This window comes from Brevundimonas nasdae (assembly GCF_016654005.1).
Classification (GTDB): Bacteria; Pseudomonadota; Alphaproteobacteria; order Caulobacterales; family Caulobacteraceae; genus Brevundimonas; species Brevundimonas nasdae.
In genome coordinates this window covers 45,836-62,139 of sequence record NZ_JAEPWN010000007.1, presented here as the reverse complement: position 1 = coordinate 62,139, position 16,304 = coordinate 45,836, and the positions used below count along the sequence as shown (strand labels likewise).

Genomic DNA, 16,304 nt, shown 5'->3' with positions numbered 1-16,304 from the left:
CTGACGCCAATTGTGACGATCAATGGTTGGCCCTGACTAGCGCCCGTCGTGAGGCGAGGTTGCGTCAGGATCGCGGCGAAGCTTCTCATTTCGGAGAACTTCGTCCAGTCGAGCCTCTTCTTCGGGCGAAAGCGGCGTCGTTTCAACTGCACGTCGCCGTGAACGCAGGACCAAAATCAATGCGGCCAGCGCGACCAGGGCGAACGGACCAAACCACAGCAGCCAGGTTCCCGCCCGAACCGGCGGGGTGAACAGCACATAGTCGCCGAACCGCCGCACCAGATCGTCGCGCACCTGCTGGTCGGTGGCGCCCGATGCGATCTCTTCGCGGATCAGGCGGCGCATGTCGCCCGCCACGCCCGCCGGGCTGTCGGCGATGGCCTCATGCTGGCAGACGACGCAGCGCACGTCCTTGAACAGGGCCTGGGCGCGGGCCTCCTGCCCCGCATCCGTCAGCGGACGATCCAAGGCGGCCGGGGGCTCCGCCGCCGTCAGCATCACCGCCAGCAGGGGCGCGGCCATCAGGGTCAGCAGGCGCCTCACGCCGTCTTCCTTCTGCGCGAACCCACGCCCACGCGCAGCCGCCGGTCCAGCAGGGACAACAGCCCGCCCAGGGCCATGATCGTCGGCCCCAGGAAGATCAGCCGCGCCCACGGGTTCCAGTACAGACGCACCACCCAGGCCGGTTCGGCCGGACTGCCCGCGCGTTCGCCGATCACCACATAGACGTCGTCCAGACCCCGGAAATCCAGACCGACCTCGGTCGTCGTCTGGCCGCCTGCGGGGAAGAAGCGGCGCTCGGAGGTGATGGTCTCGGCGCGGCCACGGTCATTGGACGGACGCACGGTCAGACGCCCCTGCTCCGCCAGATAGTTCGGACCCTCGACCACACGCACCTCGTCCAGCGTCACCGTCCACGGCCCCGCTGACACGCTCTGGCCGATGGTCAGGGCGCGCGCCGCCTCGACCTTGAAGCCGGTCTCGACCACCGCGCCCAGGATGAAGACGCCGAGGCCCAGGTGCGCCAGCGTCATGCCCCAGGCGCCCAGCGGCAGACCCTTCAGGCGACGCATCACCTCGGCGCCCGAGGCGCGGAACAGTCTGGCCCGCTCGGCCACCTCGGCCAGCGATCCTGCGATCAGCCAGGCGCCCATGCCGATCCCGGCGGCGGCGAAGGCGTTTCTCGGCTCCCACAGGGCGTAGGCGGCGAGAGCGGCCAGAATGGACAGACCCGCCGCGACGGCCAGCCTCTGCATCGCCCCCCGCAGATCGCCCCGCTTCCATGCCAGCAGCGGACCGGCGGGCAGGATGACGAAGGCCACCATCATCAGAGGCGTGAAAGTGGCGGCGAAATAGGGCGGCCCCACCGAAATGGTCGCGCCGGACGCGGCCTCCAGGATCAGCGGATACAGGGTGCCCAGCAGCACCGTCGCCGCCGCCGCCGTCAGGAACAGGTTGTTCAGCACCAGCGCGCCCTCGCGGCTGACCGGCGCGAACAGGCCCCCGCCCTTCAACTGCGGCGCCCGCCAGGCGAACAGGACGAAGGCGGCCCCGGATGCAATGCCCAGTATGGCCAGCAGCATCATGCCCCGCTGGGGATCGACGGCGAAGGCGTGAACGCTGGTCAGCACGCCGGACCGCACCAGGAACGCCCCCAGCATCGAGAAGGTGAAGGCCAGCAGGGCCAGGAACACGGTCCACCCCGCCAACGCGCCGCGCCGCTCGGTCACCACCGCGCTGTGCAACAGGGCCGCGCCCGCCAGCCACGGCATGAAGGAGGCGTTCTCCACCGGGTCCCAGAACCACCAGCCGCCCCAGCCCAGCTCGTAATAGGCCCAGAACGACCCCAGGGTGATGCCCACCGTCAGCAAGGCCCAGCTGGCCAGGGCCCAGGGCCGCACCCAGCGTCCCCATGCGGGCCAGAAGGCCGTCTGCGCCCGTCCCTCGATCAGGGCCGCGACCGCCAGCGAGAAACAGACCGAAAACCCGACATAGCCCGCGTAGAGCAGCGGCGGATGCACGGCCAGCGCCGGGTCCTGCAGCAGCGGGTTCAGCGACGCGCCCTGGAACGGCGCGGGGTCCAGACGGGTGAAGGGGCTGGAGGTGAAGACGGCGAAGGCCAGGAACAGCGACCCCAGCGCCCCCTGCACCGCCACCGCCGACGCCTTCAGCCCGAACGGCAGGCCGCGCGCCCGCGCCAAGGCCCCGCCGAAGACGGTCAGGACCAGACACCACAGCAGAAGCGAGCCCTCGTGGCTGCCCCAGGCGCCCGCCACCTTGTACAGCATCGGCTTGTCGGTGTGGCTGTTGGCCGCCACGTTCGACACCGAGAAGTCGGACACGACGAAGGCGAAGATCAGGGCCGCGAAGGCCAGGGCGATCGCGCCCGCCGCCGCCAGGGACGCCCCCTGGCCTGCGCCCGCCAGAACCGGGCTGCGCCGCACGCGCGCCGCCGTCGACAGGGCCGTCTGAAGAAGAGAAAGCGCCAATGCCAGCGCAAGGGCGAACGCCCCGAACTCGGCGATCACAGGGACGAGGCTCCCTGACGGATATCGCCCTGCGACGGCGCGCCGTCAGGCCGCCACTCGCCCTTTTCCTTCAGGCGGTCGGCGACCTCGCGCGGCATGTAGTTCTCGTCGTGCTTGGCCAGGACCTGGCTGGCGTGGAAGGTGCGGTCGGCGGTGAACGCCCCCTGCGCCACGATCCCCTGGCCCTCGCGGAACAGGTCGGGCAGGTCGCCGTGATAGACGACCTGGGTCGTGGCGGCGTTGTCGGTGACGGCGAACATGACCACCCCGTCGCCGGACTTGTGCACGCTGCCCGCTTCGACCAGCCCGCCCAGACGGATGTTGCGGCCTTCCGGCGCCTTGTCCGCCGTGGCCTCGGACGGGGAATAGAAGAACGTCACGCTGTCCTGCATGGCCCACAGCGACAGGCCGACGGCCAGGGCCAGGATCGGCGTCACGGCGGCGACGACCCACAGGCGGCGACGCGCCTTCGGCGATTTGGGCAGCCAGCTCATGCGACAGAGGTTCCGACAACGGAGGACAGACCGCCCGCATATACCGGCGTCGCTTCGGCCAACCAACGTGTCATTCCGCCCCCGCCTTCGGCATCCGCCGCTCCAGATCGATCCGACGCGGATCGGTCGGCTCCAGCGCGGCGATCAACGGCGACCACATGACCCGCACCGCCGCCGCGTCGCCCCGCGCCAGCGCCGCCTCGCCCAGGAAGAAGCGCGCGCCCAGTTGCTCAGGGTCCAGTTTCACGGCCTGAATGACGGCGGCCTCGGCGTCGCCGCCGACCTTGCCGTCATTGGCCCGCACCAGGCTTTCCCCCAGCCGCGCCCAGGCTTGGGCGTCCTTGGGGTCCAGTTCGATCAGACGACGAAACGCCGAGGCGGCGCCCAGCGGATCGTCCGCCGCAAACCGGGCCGCGCCCAGCATGGCCAGCGCCTGTCGGTCGCCGGGGCGTTCCTTGACCACGCGCGCGGTGACGGCGGCCAGCTGCGCGGGCTCCAGCGTCTCCAACTGGGTCGACCAGGCGTCCACGCGGGTTTCATAGGCCTGATCCGGCAGGCCGGGCGAGCCGGTGGCGACATACAGACCCAGCGCGGCGGCCACGGCTGCGGCGAGCCCGCCCAGCACCCACAGCCGATCCTTTGATCCCGCGACAGGGCGCGGCGCCGCCGCACCTTGCGCCAGCAGCCGTCGTCCCGCCTCCGCCCGCGCCGCCGCATGGGCCGCCTCGTCCAGCAGGCCGCGCGCCTTCAGCCGATCCAGTTCGTCCAGTTCACGCGTCCCCGCGTCGCTGTCGGCCTCGACCGCGGCGTCGGCGCCCCGCCGTGCGCCAGCCAGCACCAGCAGCCCCGCCAGGGCCGCAGCCAGTCCCGTCATCATCCAGAAGGCGATCATGCCTGGCCGTCTAACCCATCAGGCCGAAGTGGGCGAGCGGCAGTTGCAGCCTGCTTCGATGCGGCGCGGATCAGGTCTCGGCCGCAGGCAGCTCCAGCACCGCCTTCAGGCCGCCCATGTCGCTGTCGCTCAGGGTCAGACGCCCGCCATAGGCCCGCGTCAGATCATCGACGATGGACAGGCCCAGACCCGAACCGGGCGCGCTTTCGTCCAGCCGCGAACCGCGCTTGATCACCTCGTCACGCTGGTCGGCGGGCAGGCCGGGGCCGTCGTCCTCGACCACCACCACCATCTGGCCCAGGCCGCTGGCGCCCGCCGAAACCCGCACGCGGCGGCGGCTGAACTTGGCGGCGTTCTCGATCAGATTGCCCAGGATCTCCTGCAGGTCCTGACGCTCGCCCAGGAAGGCCAGTTCGTCCGGCGCGCGCCAGTCGATCTCGACATCCTTGGCGCGGAAGACCTGTTCGATCATGACCGCCAGTTCGTCCAGAACCTCTGGCACCGGCGTCTTTTCGCCCAGGCCGTGCGCCGCGCGCGCCGCCGCCCGCGCCCGGCGCAGATGGTGGTCGACCTGGCCCTGCATGACCTTGGTCTGGCGGCGCACCAGTTCGGGCAGCGCGCCCTCCTGCGTCCCCGCCTCGGCCAGCATGACCGAGATCGGCGTCTTCAGCGCATGGGCCAGATTGCCGACATGGGTGCGCTGGCGGTCGACGACCTCCTGATTGTGATCCAGCAGGCGGTTCACCTGCTCGGCCAGCGGCTGGATCTCCAGCGGATAATCGTGAACGATCCGCGCCGCACGGCCCTTGCGCACGGCGGCGATCTCGTTGCGCAGGTCGAACAGCGGTCGCAGGCCGAACCTCACCTGAATAAAGACCGCCGACACCAGCCCCGCCCCCATGACCAGCAGCGCGATCCACGTCAGGGTGGCGAACTGGCGCGTGTCCGCATCGACCTCCGACCGGTCCAGCGCGGCCAGGAAGATGATCGGCCGGTCATGGCGCGGAATGGTCTTCATCGACGCCGCGACCCGCAGGGGCTCCGGCTTCTTCGGCTCATCCTTGGGGCCGTCGGTGTTGAAGGTGATGACGTCGCCGAGCACCCGCTCCAGCCGTTGCGGCAGGTCGGCGGGCAGGTTCAGATCATAGTTCCAGAGCGAGGTCGAACGCGCCAGCGGCGTCAGGCGACCGTCGGGCTGAACCTCCAGAATCTGCCAGTATTTGCCCGACAGCAGACGCAGGGTCCGGGCGTCCTGGATCTGTTCGACCCGTTCGCCGGGCGGGGTGCGGCTGGCGGCGACGACGATCTCGTCGATCGTCTCATTGAGCATATTGCCCAGACGACGCAGCGCCGATTCCTGAAAGGCGTGGGTCAGGGCCAGGGCCGCGATCACCAGCGCCAGCAGAATCCACGTCGAAGCCAGCCAGATCAGCCTGCGGGTCAGCGACTGGCCGGGCCGCCCGAACAGACGCCCCCAGTCAAAACCGCCCGACCGGACAGGCGCCGTGTCGTTCACGCCGCTTCGGTCTCGCCCGCCAGAGGCGTCAGGCGATAGCCCAGACCGCGCACCGTCTCGATCCGGTCAGAGCCGACCTTCTTGCGCACGCGGCCGATGAAGACCTCGATGGTGTTGGAATCCCGGTCGAAATCCTGATCATACAGGTGTTCGACCAGTTCCGTGCGGCTGATGACGCGGCCCTGATGCATCATCATGTAGTGCAGCAGGCGGTATTCCAGGCTGGTCAGGCGCAGCGGTTCGCCGTTGACGCTGGCCCGCGCCGCGCGGGGATCAAGCCTCAGACCGCCGCACGACAGGGTCGCCGAAGCGATGCCCGCCGAACGGCGCAGCAGGGCCCGCAGGCGCGCCAGAAGCTCTTCGGTGTGGAAGGGCTTGGTCAGATAGTCGTCGGCCCCGGCGTCGAAGCCCGACACCTTGTCCGACCAGGCGCCGCGCGCGGTCAGGATCAGGACCGGCGTGGTCTTGCCGTCCCGGCGCCAGCGCTCCAGCACCGACACCCCGTCGATGCGCGGCAGACCCAGGTCCAGCACGATGACGTCATAGGGTTCGGTGTCGCCCAGATAATGGGCTTCCTCGCCATCCGCCGCGTGATCGACCGCATAGCCGGCATCGGCCAGGGCGTTCTTGAGCTGACGCGACAGATCCACGTCGTCTTCAACCAGAAGAATACGCATCAGTTCGGCCTGCGACGCGGGTCGTTGTTGTTGTTCGAATTATTGTTGTCGCCCTGACGCGGGCGTCCGGTCTGGCCGTCGACCACCACGTCACGCACGCGGCCGTCGCGTTCGACCAGAACGCTGTAGTTGCCGTCACGGCGCGGCTGGGTGTCGATGGGTCGGCCGTACTGACCGGCGCTGCGGCGCGCCTCGTCAGGACTGACGCGCGGGGGCGCGCGGCGGTCGTCCTCCGACTGCTGTTGACGTGGGTCGCGGGACTGGGCGACCGCCTCTGTCGTCATGACAGGGGCGAAGGCCAGGGTCGCGACGGCGACGATAAGACTGGCGGCTTTGCTGAACATGATCGCCTGTCTAATCCTGATCTTCTGAACGGGTGCTGAATGACTTGTATAGGTCATCGCGCGTGCAACGCCAGCATCCCCGCGGCGGATCAGTGCGCAACCTTGCCGATTTCTCATCTAGATGAACCGTCCCTGAGCGTGCCTGTTCAGGTCGGGATCAGCCGCCGGATGGTCATCTGTGCTCATCGCTGGTCACCCCGACCGGCCCGACGCTCAAGGAGACTGTCATGCGGAACTTCGTCATTCCCGCCCTTGCTCTGGCCGCTGCTGCGGTCGCCCTGCCCGCCGCCGCCCAGTCGTATGGCCACGCCCCCGGCCGCGCCCCCGCCTATCAGGCGCCGGTCCATCAAGCCCCTGTCCGTCAGGTCAGCTATGGCCGCTGGCAGCCGATCGGCGCCCGTCAGGCCGAACTGGACCGCCGCATCGACCGCGCCGTCCGCTCGGGTCAGATCAGCAACCGCGAAGCCTACCGCCTGCGCGGCGAGTTCAATGCGCTGAAGCGTCTGGAAGCCGACTACCGGCGCGGCGGCCTGTCCTCCTGGCAGCGCGCCGATCTGGACCGCCGCTATGACCGCCTGTCGGCCCAGGTCCGCTACGACCGCTACGGCTACAACGCTCCGCGCAGGGGCTAGACATTCAGCCTCCCGCATTCCCTGTCACGGGAGGTTGAACAGGGCGCGGTCCGAACGGATCGCGCCCTTCTTCATTACAGTTCGCCCGCTTGGCCGCGCAGCAGCTGCAGCATGGCCGAGAAGTCCCGCCCGCCGTGGCCCATGCCGTCGAACAGGGCATACAGCGCCTCGGCCTGCGCGCCCATCGGCGTGGAGGCGCCCGACTTGGCCGCCGCGTCCTGGGCCAGTTTCAGGTCCTTCAGCATCATGGCCGTGGCGAACCCGCCCTGATAGCCGCGATTGGACGGCGCCGTCGGCACCGGCCCCGGCCAGGGGTAGTAGCTGCTGACGCTCCAGCACTGGCCCGAGGATTTGGAGGCGATCTCGAAGAACCGCTCCGGGTCCAGGCCCAGCTTCTCCGCCAGGGCGATGGCCTCGCAGGTGCCCAGCATCGAAATGCCCAGCAGCATGTTGTTGCAGATCTTGGCCGCCTGTCCGGCGCCGTGGTCGCCCGCGCGGATGGTGATGCGGCTCATCGGCTCCAGCGCGGCTTCGACGCGGGCGAAGTCGCCTTCGTCGCTGCCGACCATGAAGGCCAGGGTCCCCGCATCCGCCGCCGCCGTGCCGCCCGACACCGGCGCGTCGGCAAAGGCATAGCCCGCCGATTTCGCCAGCCCCGCAACCTTGCGCGCCGTCTCGACGTCGATGGTCGAACAATCCAGCAGCAGGGCGCTGGCCGGGGCCACGCCGATGATCTGCTCGGAATAGACGCTCAGCACATGCGGACCGGCGGGCAGCATGGTGATCACCACCTCGGCGTCCTTGACCGCCTCAGCCACCGATCCGACGGGCGTGCAGCCCTGGGACGCGGCCCGCTCCAGCGCGCTGGGCGACAGGTCGAAGGCGGCGACCGCATGACCCGCCTTGGTCTGGTTCGCCGCCATGCCCCCGCCCATGTTGCCCAGGCCGATGAAGGCGATCTTGGTCATGGTCTCTCTCCCTATTTGCGGCGTCGCGGTCAGGCCAGCGGCGTCCATTTTTCGTTGTCGGCCAGGGGCGCGAACAGGCCGTCCAGCGTCGCCTGCGTAACGCCCGACAGGTCCGCCGGGGACCATCTGGGCGCATTATCCTTGTCCACGATCACGGCCCGCACGCCTTCCTGGAAGTCATGGGTGGCGCCGATCCGGCCGCTGACGGCGTATTCGACGGCCATGTTGTCGCTGAACGACGCGGCCTTCGCCCCCTCGCGGATGTGCCGCAGGGTGACCTTCAGCGAGGTCGGCGACTTGGTCTTCAGCGTCGCCAGCTGCGCCAGCGCCCAATCCGATCCGTCGGCCTCAAGGGCGGCGAAAATCTCCTCCACCGTGTCGAAGGCGAACAGCCGGTCGATGGCCTCGCGGCGCGGAAGCAGGGGCGCAGGCCCCGCGTCCCGGCCATGGCGCGCCGCCACCGCGGCGGGATCAGCCGCCTCGGCCAACAGGTCGGTCTTCAAGGCCTCTACGCCTTCAGACGGCACGAAATGGGTGTGGATGCCCAGGGCCACCGTGTCCGCCGCCTTCAGCCGCGCGCCCGTCAGGCCGATCCACACGCCCGTCTGGCCCGGCAGACGCGGCAGGAACCAGCCGCCCCCGACCTCGGGATACAGGCCGATGCCCGTCTCCGGCATGGCGTAGGTGGTGCGCTCAGTAGCGATGCGGACATCCGCCGGCTCCGAAATCCCGACACCGCCGCCCATGACGATGCCATCGACAATGGCCGTGATCGGCTTGGCGTATCCGAACATCAGGTCGTTCAGCCGGTATTCGCTCAGGAAGAAGGCCTTCGCATCCACGCCGTCGCCCGCGCCAGAATCCGCGATCATGCGGATGTCCCCGCCCGCGCAAAAGCCGCGCTCGCCCGCATGGTCGATCAGGACGGACTGCACCGCCGCATCGTCATGCCACGCCAGCAGGGCCTCAATCATCACCTCGCACATCGAACGGTTCAGCGCATGGATCGCCTTGGGCCGGTTCAGCGTGATCCGACCGACGCCGTTGTCGATGCGGGTGATGATTTCGGGTTCGCTCATTTGCCGTTTCCTAAACAGGTCGCTGCTAGGGTCTTCAACGCGTGAGCCTCGCCAAGATGCCAAGGCTCATCCATCTCGTTGGGTGCATCGAACTCCACCCACTGGCCGCGTTGCAAGGCGGCGACACCAGCCTCGTCGATGACATATTCCGCAACACCTGTCCGACGCATTTCGAAGGCGTCGCCATCGACAAACAGCGTGGTCTTCGGGGCGTCTCGCGGCACGACGTCGTCACCGTAATAGTCGATGGCGACCTCGTGATTTCTGCATGTGGCGCGCAGGATCACCGACGAAAAGTCCCAGGACAGAAAGGAGGCGACAGGATCCCTGTCCTGAATACGACCCGTGACCCATTGGGGTTCGTTTCCGGCCTGCATGGCCGCCACCAGAGCAAGCAGCGCAATCATCCCCGCCCCATCTCCCGCGCGATAATCACGCGCATGATCTCGTTCGTGCCTTCAAGGATGCGGTGGACCCGCAGGTCGCGCACGATCCGTTCCAGCGGATAATCCTTCAGATAGCCGTATCCGCCGTGAAGCTGCAGGGCCTCGTCGGCGATCTGGAAACAGGCGTCGGTGGCCAGACGCTTGGCCATGGCGCACCATTTGGTCTTTTCCGGGTGGTCGTTGTCGATGGCCCAGGCGCCGCGCAGCACCATCAGACGCGCCGCCTCAAGGTCCGTCGCCATGTCGGCCAAGCGGAACTGAAGCGCCTGAAACTCGCCCAGCGGCTTGCCGAACTGTTTGCGGGTGGCGACATAGGCCTGGGCCGTCTCCAGCGCCAGCCGCGCTCCGCCCAGCGAACAGGCGGCGATGTTCAGCCGCCCGCCGTCCAGCCCGGCCATGGCGTAGCGGAAGCCCGCCCCCTCTTCACCCAGCAGGTTGGCGACCGGCACGCGGCAGTCGTCGAACTGGACGATGGCGGTCGGCTGGGCGTTCCAGCCCATCTTCTTTTCCTGCGCGCCGAACGACAGGCCGGGCGTCCCGGCCTCGACCACGATGGCGCTGACGCCTTTCGGACCATCCCCACCCGTGCGGACCATGACGACATAGACGTCCGACGTCCCGGCGCCCGAGATGAAGGCCTTGGAGCCGTTCAGCACGAAATGGTCGCCGTCACGCACCGCAGTCGTCCGCAGCGCCGCCGCGTCTGACCCCGATCCCGGTTCAGTCAGGCAATAGGAGGCGATTTTCTCCATGCCGACCAGATCGCTGACGAACCGTCCGCGCAGATCATCCGATCCGAAGCGGTCGATCATCCACGTCGCCATATTGTGGATCGAGATGAAGGCCGCCGTCGCCACGTCGCCGCGCGAGAGCTCTTCGAAGATCAGCGCCGCCTCGACCCGGCCCAGGGCCATGCCGCCGTGCTCTTCACCCGTATAGATGCCGCAGAAGCCCATCTCGGCCGCCTGTTTCATCACATCGACGGGGAAGTGCTTGTCCTCGTCCCAGCGGGCCGAATGGGGCGCCAGTTCGGCGTCGGAAAAGGCGCGGGCGGCGTCCTGAATGGCGCGCTGATCGTCGGTAAGGGCGAAGTCCATGATCTCTAAACCTGCTCCGTCATCCTCGGACTTGATCCGAGGATCAGACGCGGTAGCGCTCATTGCGCCCCCGTCGTCACATTAGCGGCGGACAATCCGGCCCTCGGGTCAAGCCCGAGGGTGACGGATCAAAAAATCAGCGCATCGTCGGAATGACGAACGACGAATCCGCATGTTCCAGTTCTGAGTCCGGCCAGCGCGCGGTCACGGTCTTGGTCTTGGTCCAGAAGCGGACGCCCTCCATGCCGTGCTGGTTGATGTCGCCGAAGGCCGAACGCTTCCAGCCGCCGAAGCTGTGATAGGCGACCGGCACCGGGATCGGCACATTGATGCCGACCATGCCGACATTGACGCGGGCGGCGAAGTCGCGGGCGGCGCGGCCGTTCTGGGTGAAGATGGCGACGCCGTTGCCGTACTGGTGGTTCGACGGCAGGGACAGCGCCTCCTCGAACGTCTCGGCGCGCACGATCTGCAGCACCGGGCCGAAGATCTCCTCCTGATAGGACGACATCTCGGGCTTCACATGGTCGAACAGCGACGGGCCGATGAAATAGCCCTTCTCGTGCCCCTGCAGGCTGAAGTCGCGGCCGTCGACGACCAGTTCGGCGCCTTCCTGGACGCCCTTTTCGATCCAGCCGGCGATGCGGTCGCGGTGCTGGGCGGTGACCACGGGGCCATAGTGGGCGCCCGCGTCGGTCGAGACGCCGACCCGCATCGTGGGGATTTCCGCCACCATCCGCTCGCGCAGCTCATCCGCCGTCTTCCTGCCGACCGGCACCACCACCGGAAGCGCCATGCAGCGCTCGCCCGCCGAGCCGTAGGCGGCGCCCGAAAGATCCTTGATGACCTGATCCATGTCGGCGTCAGGCAGGACGATGCCGTGGTTCTTGGCCCCGCCCATGGCCTGCACCCGCTTATGGTTGGCCGCGCCGGTCTGATAGACATAGTGGGCGATGTCTGACGAACCGACGAAGCTGACGGCATGGACCAGCGGATGGGTCAGGATGGCGTCCACCGCCGTCTTGTCGCCATGCACCACGTTCAGCACGCCGTTGGGCGCGCCCGCTTCCAGCATCAGTTCGGCCAGGCGCACCGGCACCGATGGATCACGCTCCGACGGCTTCAGCACGAAGGTGTTGCCCACGGCGATGGCCACGCCGAACATCCACATCGGGATCATGGCCGGGAAGTTGAACGGGGTGATGCCTGCCACCACGCCCAGCGGCTGACGCATCGAATAGACGTCGATGCCCGGCCCGGCGCCCCAGGTGTATTCGCCCTTCAACGCATGGGGGATGCCGCAGGCGAACTCGATCACCTCCAGACCGCGCTGGATGTCGCCCTTGGAGTCGGCGATGACCTTGCCGTGCTCGCTGGACAGCAGTTCGGCCAGTTCGTTCATGTTCGCCTCGACCAGGCGTTTGAACTCGAACATGACGCGGGCGCGACGCTGGGGATTGGTCGAGGCCCAGCCGTCAAAGGCGTTCTGGGCGGCCTGGACCGCGCGATCGACCTCGCCGGTCGTGGCCAGTTGCACGCGGGCCTGAACCTCGCCCGTATTGGGATCGAACACGTCGCTGAAGCGGCCGGATGCGCCCTCGAACGCCGCACCGTCGATGAAATGGCGAATGTCGCGCATGGCGATCTTCCTTTTCTAACGTTCGTCCCGATGGGCTCTGAAGTCCCTTGCCCAAGGACATAGCAACCCCGGCGCGGACGGCGTAATGCAAATATGCAATCACACTTACGCACAGATGCATCATCATGTTCGACTGGGAAGACGCTCACATCTTCGTCGAGGCCGCCCGCGCAGGATCTCTCAGCCGCGCGGCCCAGCGGCTGGGCGTCGATGCGGCGACGGTCGGGCGGCGCGTGTCGCGGCTGGAGACGACGCTGAAGGCGACCCTGATCGTGCGCTCGGCCTCGGGGTTGCAGCTGACCTCGGCGGGGGCCGAGTTTCTGGACGTCATCGCAGCGGCGGAACGGGCCATGACCGCCGCCGCTCAACTGGGACTTCAGGATTCCGCGGGCGGCACTGTCCGCATCAGCGCCTCCGAAGGCTTCGGATCGGCCATACTGGCCCCCGCCCTGCCCCGTCTGGTCGAACAGAGGCCGGACGTCCGCGTCGAACTGGCCGCCAATCCCGGCTTTCTGTCCCCATCCCGGCGCGAGGTGGATCTGGCGGTGACCCTCAGCCCGCCCGACGCCGCCCGCCTGTGGGTCGAGCCCCTGACCGGATACCAGCTGGCCCTCTACGCCGCGCCTGAATATCTGGCTCGGGCGGGAGCGCCGGGGTCGGTCGAAGACCTGCGCGGCCATGCCGTCGTCGGCTATGTCGACGACCTGATCTACGCGTCGGAGCTGCGCTATCTGGACGAGGTGCTGCCGGGCCTGCGCCCGCATCTGGCCAGTTCCTCCATCCGCGCCCAGCGTGAGATCATCGCGGCCGGCGGCGGGATCGGCGTCCTGCCCTGTTTCCTGGCCGAGGGGCTGACGCGTCTGCTGCCGGACGCGGTGCTTCTGACCCGGCGCTTCTGGCTCAGCGCCCACCGCGACATCCACGACACCGCCCGCCTGCGCGCCATCCGCCACTGGCTCCGGCAGTTGTGCGCCGATCAGGCCGACCGGCTGAACCCTTGCAGTCCCGCTGGCGGCTAGAGAATGATCTGGCCCGCGCCCCACAACAGCTTGGCGGCGATGGCGAACATCATGACGGCGACGACGGCCTCGATCACCCGCCAGGTCCTGGGCCGCGACAGGATGGGCGCCAGCAGCCGCGCGCCAAAGCCCAACCCCGTGAACCAGACCACGCTGGCGAAGGCCGCGCCCGCAACAAAGACCGGGCGAGCCTCCGTCGCCTGGGCCGCACCGATCGATCCAATCAACAGCACCGTGTCCAGATAGACGTGCGGGTTCAACAGGGTGAAAGCCGCCGCGCGGGCCAGGGCGGCGGCAAGGCTGGACGCCCCCTCACCCTTCGTCGGATCCAGCGCCCCCGGCGCGGCCGCCCGTCTGGCTGCACCCACGCCGTACCAGATCAGAAACCCCGAACCCGCCAGCGCCATCGCCACCCGCAACATCGGCGCCGCCCCCAGCAGCGAACCCAGCCCGCCGACGCCCGCCGCAATCAGCACTGCATCCATCAAGGCGCAGAAGACCACCACCGGCACGACGTGCTGGCGCAGAACGCCCTGTCTCAGCACAAACAGGTTCTGCGCCCCGATAGCCATGATCAGCGGGGCGGCGACGGCGAAGCCTTGCAAGAAAACAGTCATTGTCATCTGGCGCAGATCGGCCACGACGCGCATTAAGAACAGCTCATTTCTCTAATGCTGCATTAGGAACGCTAAACTGCTGGACTATCCTTCACTAGCCGCGGTCGCCGCTGTCGCCCGGACAGGATCATTCGACGCCGCCGCCCAGACGCTAGGCGTCACGCCTTCTGCTGTGTCGCAGCGGGTGAAGGGGCTGGAGGAACGGCTGGGCGCACCCCTGATCGTGCGCGGGTCGCCCTGCACGGCGACCGAGGCAGGCGTGCGCCTGTGCGCCCATTTCAATCAGGTCGCCCTGCTGGAGCATGACCTGCTGACAGACGAACCGGGCTGGAGCGGAACCGTGGACGCCGGGCCGCCCAGCCTTCGCATCGCCCTGAACGCCGACAGTCTGGCGACCTGGTTTCCAGCGGCGGCGGTTCGGTTCGCATCCACAGGCGCAGCCACCCTGGACCTGATGTTGGATGATGAGGCCCACACCGCCGAACGCCTGCGTACAGGTCAGGTGCTGGCCGCCGTCACCACCACGGGAAAAGCCATTCAGGGCTGCCGCACCACGCCGCTGGGCGCCCTGCGCTATCGGGCGACGGCCAGCGCGGCCTATTGCGCCCGCCACTTCCCGCACAGGGTGACGCCGGATACACTGGCCCTTGCGCCGGTGTTGCGTTTCGATGCGCGTGATGCGCTGCAAGATCGCTGGATGACGCAGAAGTTCGGCGCCCCTGTCGCCGCGCCGACCCATCAGGCGCCGTCGACGCAAGCCTTTCTGGACCTGACGCTGGCAGGTCTGGCCTGGTCGATGACGCCGGAGCCGCTGGCCGCGCCCCTGATCGCGCAGGGCGAACTGATCGATCTGGACCCAGCCGTCTTTGTCGACGTCCCCCTGTTCTGGCGTCGCCCGCGTCTGTCCAGCCGTCTGATCGCGGCGTTGACGCAGGCCGTGCGCGACGCGGCGACGCAACAGCTGGCTCCCCTGTGACGACGTTCAGTCCAGCGTCAGTTCCTGGGGCGAGCGCAACACCGGGCCGAAATGGTGCGCCCACAGCCGTGCGCCCAGTTCGCCGGATCGGTCCAGCGACGAACCGACCGTCAGCCAGGACAGCAGAGTCGGCCTAAGGCCCGCATCGAACAGGCAATAGCCCGCCCCCAGCACGCAGGTGTCCGCCTGGATGCCGCAGACCAGCACCCGCTCCACGTCCAACGTCTTCAGATGGGTGATCAGTTCGGGCGGCGGCAGATAGCCGTGCTTGACGAAGACCCGGTCGGCCGGAACCAGACTGTCGTCGCTCAGCCCCGGCTTCCATCCCAGCTGCGCCTCAAACGGGGTGACCGTCTCGTCGTGGCGCTCGACCGTGGCGACCGAAGGCAGGGTCGCGGCCAGGGCCGTAATGTCGCGCACAAGGGGTTCGGGCGGCGAAAAACTGGGTTGAACATCGATGATGAGGATGGCCTGGCGCATCCTCAGTCTCTACAGCGCGCCGCGACCGGATTGGCAAGCCTGGCCACACAGCGTCCGTATCCGCTCGGCATCCTGCGGCGTCACCGGATTATAGACGATCAGGCCCAGGTCCGGCCGGGCGTCCACGGCGAAACTGGAGAACTCCAGCATGATCTCCCCGGCCAGCGGATGGTTCAGGCGTTTGGTCCCCTCGCCGTAAATGCGGACCTCGTTATCGCGCCACATGGCCTCGAACTCGGGGCTTGAGGCGCACAGTTCGGCGACCAGATCCGCGACCTCGGACACGGCCCCGGCGCGGGCCGCATCGGCGCGGAAGGCCGCAACGACAAAGCGGGCCATGTCCTGCCAATCGGCCGGGGCGGTGCGGCTGCGGGATGAACCGAAGATCAGCTTCAGAATGTTGCGTTCGCGCGGCGCCAGCGCCCCATAGTCGGTCAGGACGGCGGCGGCGGCGCGGTTCCAGGCCACCACGTCCCAGGTCGCCGTCTTGATCAGGGCGGGACTGACCTCGAACGCATCCAGCAGGCGTTGCAGCCGGGGCGTGACGCCTTCCACGGCGCGATAACGGACCTGCGGCGGACGGCCAAGACCCAACATGAACAGATGCTCGCGCTCCGCCTCGGTCAACATCAGGCCGACCGCGATCCGGTCCAGCACCTCGGCGGAGGGCGCGCCGCCCCGCCCCTGCTCCAGCCAGGCGTACCAGGTGGGGCTGATGTTGGCGCGCTGCGCCACCTCCTCGCGGCGCAGGCCCGGCGTGCGACGACGCCCCGTCGGCAGGCCCAGCGCCGCCGGATCGATCCGGGCGCGGCGGTCGCGCAGATAGGCGCCCAGCGGCGTCCCCGACGTATCTGTCATGCGGTCCTGCCAGTCATTATAATAGGATAAAGTCACGGCTTT

At 68.2% G+C, this 16,304-nt stretch carries 18 protein-coding genes; 3 read left to right on the top strand and 15 right to left on the bottom strand.

Going from position 1 to position 16,304, the window contains the following annotated elements:
* Positions 1-36: 36 nt before the first annotated feature.
* The 7 genes from JKF87_RS11655 to JKF87_RS11625 form a co-directional block, all read right to left on the bottom strand.
* Positions 37-543, bottom strand: a complete 507-nt coding sequence (locus JKF87_RS11655; RefSeq protein ID WP_201100067.1) for a cytochrome c-type biogenesis protein — start codon at positions 541-543, stop codon at positions 37-39.
* Positions 540-2,528, bottom strand: a complete 1,989-nt coding sequence (locus JKF87_RS11650) for a heme lyase CcmF/NrfE family subunit (protein ID WP_201100066.1) — start codon at positions 2,526-2,528, stop codon at positions 540-542. The genes JKF87_RS11655 and JKF87_RS11650 overlap by 4 nt, the downstream gene beginning before the upstream one ends.
* The gene (gene ccmE / locus JKF87_RS11645) at positions 2,525-3,022 is read right to left on the bottom strand and encodes a cytochrome c maturation protein CcmE (protein ID WP_201100065.1); all 498 of its coding nucleotides are present in this window, start codon (positions 3,020-3,022) and stop codon (positions 2,525-2,527) included. The genes JKF87_RS11650 and ccmE overlap by 4 nt, the downstream gene beginning before the upstream one ends.
* Positions 3,023-3,092: 70 nt before the next feature.
* On the bottom strand, positions 3,093-3,914 hold the full coding sequence (gene ccmI / locus JKF87_RS11640; RefSeq protein WP_201100064.1) for a c-type cytochrome biogenesis protein CcmI: 822 nt from the start codon (positions 3,912-3,914) through the stop codon (positions 3,093-3,095).
* Positions 3,915-3,984: 70 nt separating this feature from the next.
* Entirely contained in the window at positions 3,985-5,430 is a 1,446-nt protein-coding gene (locus JKF87_RS11635) for a sensor histidine kinase (RefSeq protein ID WP_201100063.1), read from the bottom strand.
* Positions 5,427-6,107, bottom strand: a complete 681-nt coding sequence (locus tag JKF87_RS11630; RefSeq protein WP_201100062.1) for a response regulator transcription factor — start codon at positions 6,105-6,107, stop codon at positions 5,427-5,429. The genes JKF87_RS11635 and JKF87_RS11630 overlap by 4 nt, the downstream gene beginning before the upstream one ends.
* Entirely contained in the window at positions 6,107-6,451 is a 345-nt protein-coding gene (locus tag JKF87_RS11625; protein WP_201100061.1) for a hypothetical protein, read from the bottom strand. The genes JKF87_RS11630 and JKF87_RS11625 overlap by 1 nt, the downstream gene beginning before the upstream one ends.
* Before the next feature lie 227 nt (positions 6,452-6,678).
* Between JKF87_RS11625 and JKF87_RS11620 the strand changes: the two genes are divergently transcribed.
* Entirely contained in the window at positions 6,679-7,083 is a 405-nt protein-coding gene (locus JKF87_RS11620; protein ID WP_201100060.1) for a hypothetical protein, read from the top strand.
* Positions 7,084-7,157: 74 nt separating this feature from the next.
* On the opposite strand, the gene mmsB is transcribed toward JKF87_RS11620, so the two are convergent.
* From mmsB to JKF87_RS11595, 5 genes are all read right to left on the bottom strand, one after another.
* The gene (mmsB, locus tag JKF87_RS11615) at positions 7,158-8,051 is read right to left on the bottom strand and encodes a 3-hydroxyisobutyrate dehydrogenase (RefSeq protein WP_201100059.1); all 894 of its coding nucleotides are present in this window, start codon (positions 8,049-8,051) and stop codon (positions 7,158-7,160) included.
* A 29-nt stretch (positions 8,052-8,080) separates the two neighbouring features.
* The gene (locus JKF87_RS11610; protein WP_201100058.1) at positions 8,081-9,130 is read right to left on the bottom strand and encodes an enoyl-CoA hydratase/isomerase family protein; all 1,050 of its coding nucleotides are present in this window, start codon (positions 9,128-9,130) and stop codon (positions 8,081-8,083) included.
* Positions 9,127-9,537, bottom strand: coding sequence for a hypothetical protein (locus JKF87_RS11605; RefSeq protein ID WP_201100057.1), 411 nt, complete (start codon positions 9,535-9,537; stop codon positions 9,127-9,129). The genes JKF87_RS11610 and JKF87_RS11605 overlap by 4 nt, the downstream gene beginning before the upstream one ends.
* Positions 9,534-10,673 (bottom strand): isobutyryl-CoA dehydrogenase, encoded by a 1,140-nt coding sequence (locus JKF87_RS11600; RefSeq protein WP_201100056.1) that lies wholly within the window; start codon positions 10,671-10,673, stop codon positions 9,534-9,536. Before JKF87_RS11600 ends, JKF87_RS11605 begins: the two co-directional genes overlap by 4 nt.
* A gap of 136 nt (positions 10,674-10,809) precedes the next feature.
* The gene (locus JKF87_RS11595) at positions 10,810-12,312 is read right to left on the bottom strand and encodes a CoA-acylating methylmalonate-semialdehyde dehydrogenase (RefSeq protein ID WP_201100055.1); all 1,503 of its coding nucleotides are present in this window, start codon (positions 12,310-12,312) and stop codon (positions 10,810-10,812) included.
* Positions 12,313-12,437: 125 nt separating this feature from the next.
* Here JKF87_RS11595 and JKF87_RS11590 point away from each other — a divergent pair, with 125 nt between their 5' ends.
* A complete protein-coding gene (locus JKF87_RS11590; protein WP_201100054.1) occupies positions 12,438-13,331 on the top strand; it encodes a LysR family transcriptional regulator in 894 nt (297 codons plus the stop codon).
* Here the strand turns inward: JKF87_RS11590 and JKF87_RS11585 are convergent.
* Complete coding sequence (locus JKF87_RS11585) at positions 13,328-13,948, bottom strand: LysE/ArgO family amino acid transporter (RefSeq protein ID WP_236261324.1); 621 nt, start codon at positions 13,946-13,948, stop codon at positions 13,328-13,330. The genes JKF87_RS11590 and JKF87_RS11585 overlap by 4 nt on opposite strands.
* Positions 13,949-14,009: 61 nt before the next feature.
* On the opposite strand from JKF87_RS11585, the gene JKF87_RS11580 reads away from it, so the two are divergent.
* The gene (locus JKF87_RS11580; RefSeq protein ID WP_317134894.1) at positions 14,010-14,924 is read left to right on the top strand and encodes a LysR family transcriptional regulator ArgP; all 915 of its coding nucleotides are present in this window, start codon (positions 14,010-14,012) and stop codon (positions 14,922-14,924) included.
* Between the two features lie 6 nt (positions 14,925-14,930).
* On the opposite strand, the gene JKF87_RS11575 is transcribed toward JKF87_RS11580, so the two are convergent.
* Entirely contained in the window at positions 14,931-15,404 is a 474-nt protein-coding gene (locus JKF87_RS11575) for a cysteine hydrolase family protein (protein WP_201100053.1), read from the bottom strand.
* A 9-nt stretch (positions 15,405-15,413) separates the two neighbouring features.
* Positions 15,414-16,262 carry a helix-turn-helix transcriptional regulator gene (locus JKF87_RS11570; RefSeq protein ID WP_201100052.1) on the bottom strand — a complete coding sequence of 283 codons (849 nt, stop codon included), beginning with the start codon at positions 16,260-16,262 and terminating at the stop codon, positions 15,414-15,416.
* Between the last annotated feature and the right edge of the window lie 42 nt (positions 16,263-16,304).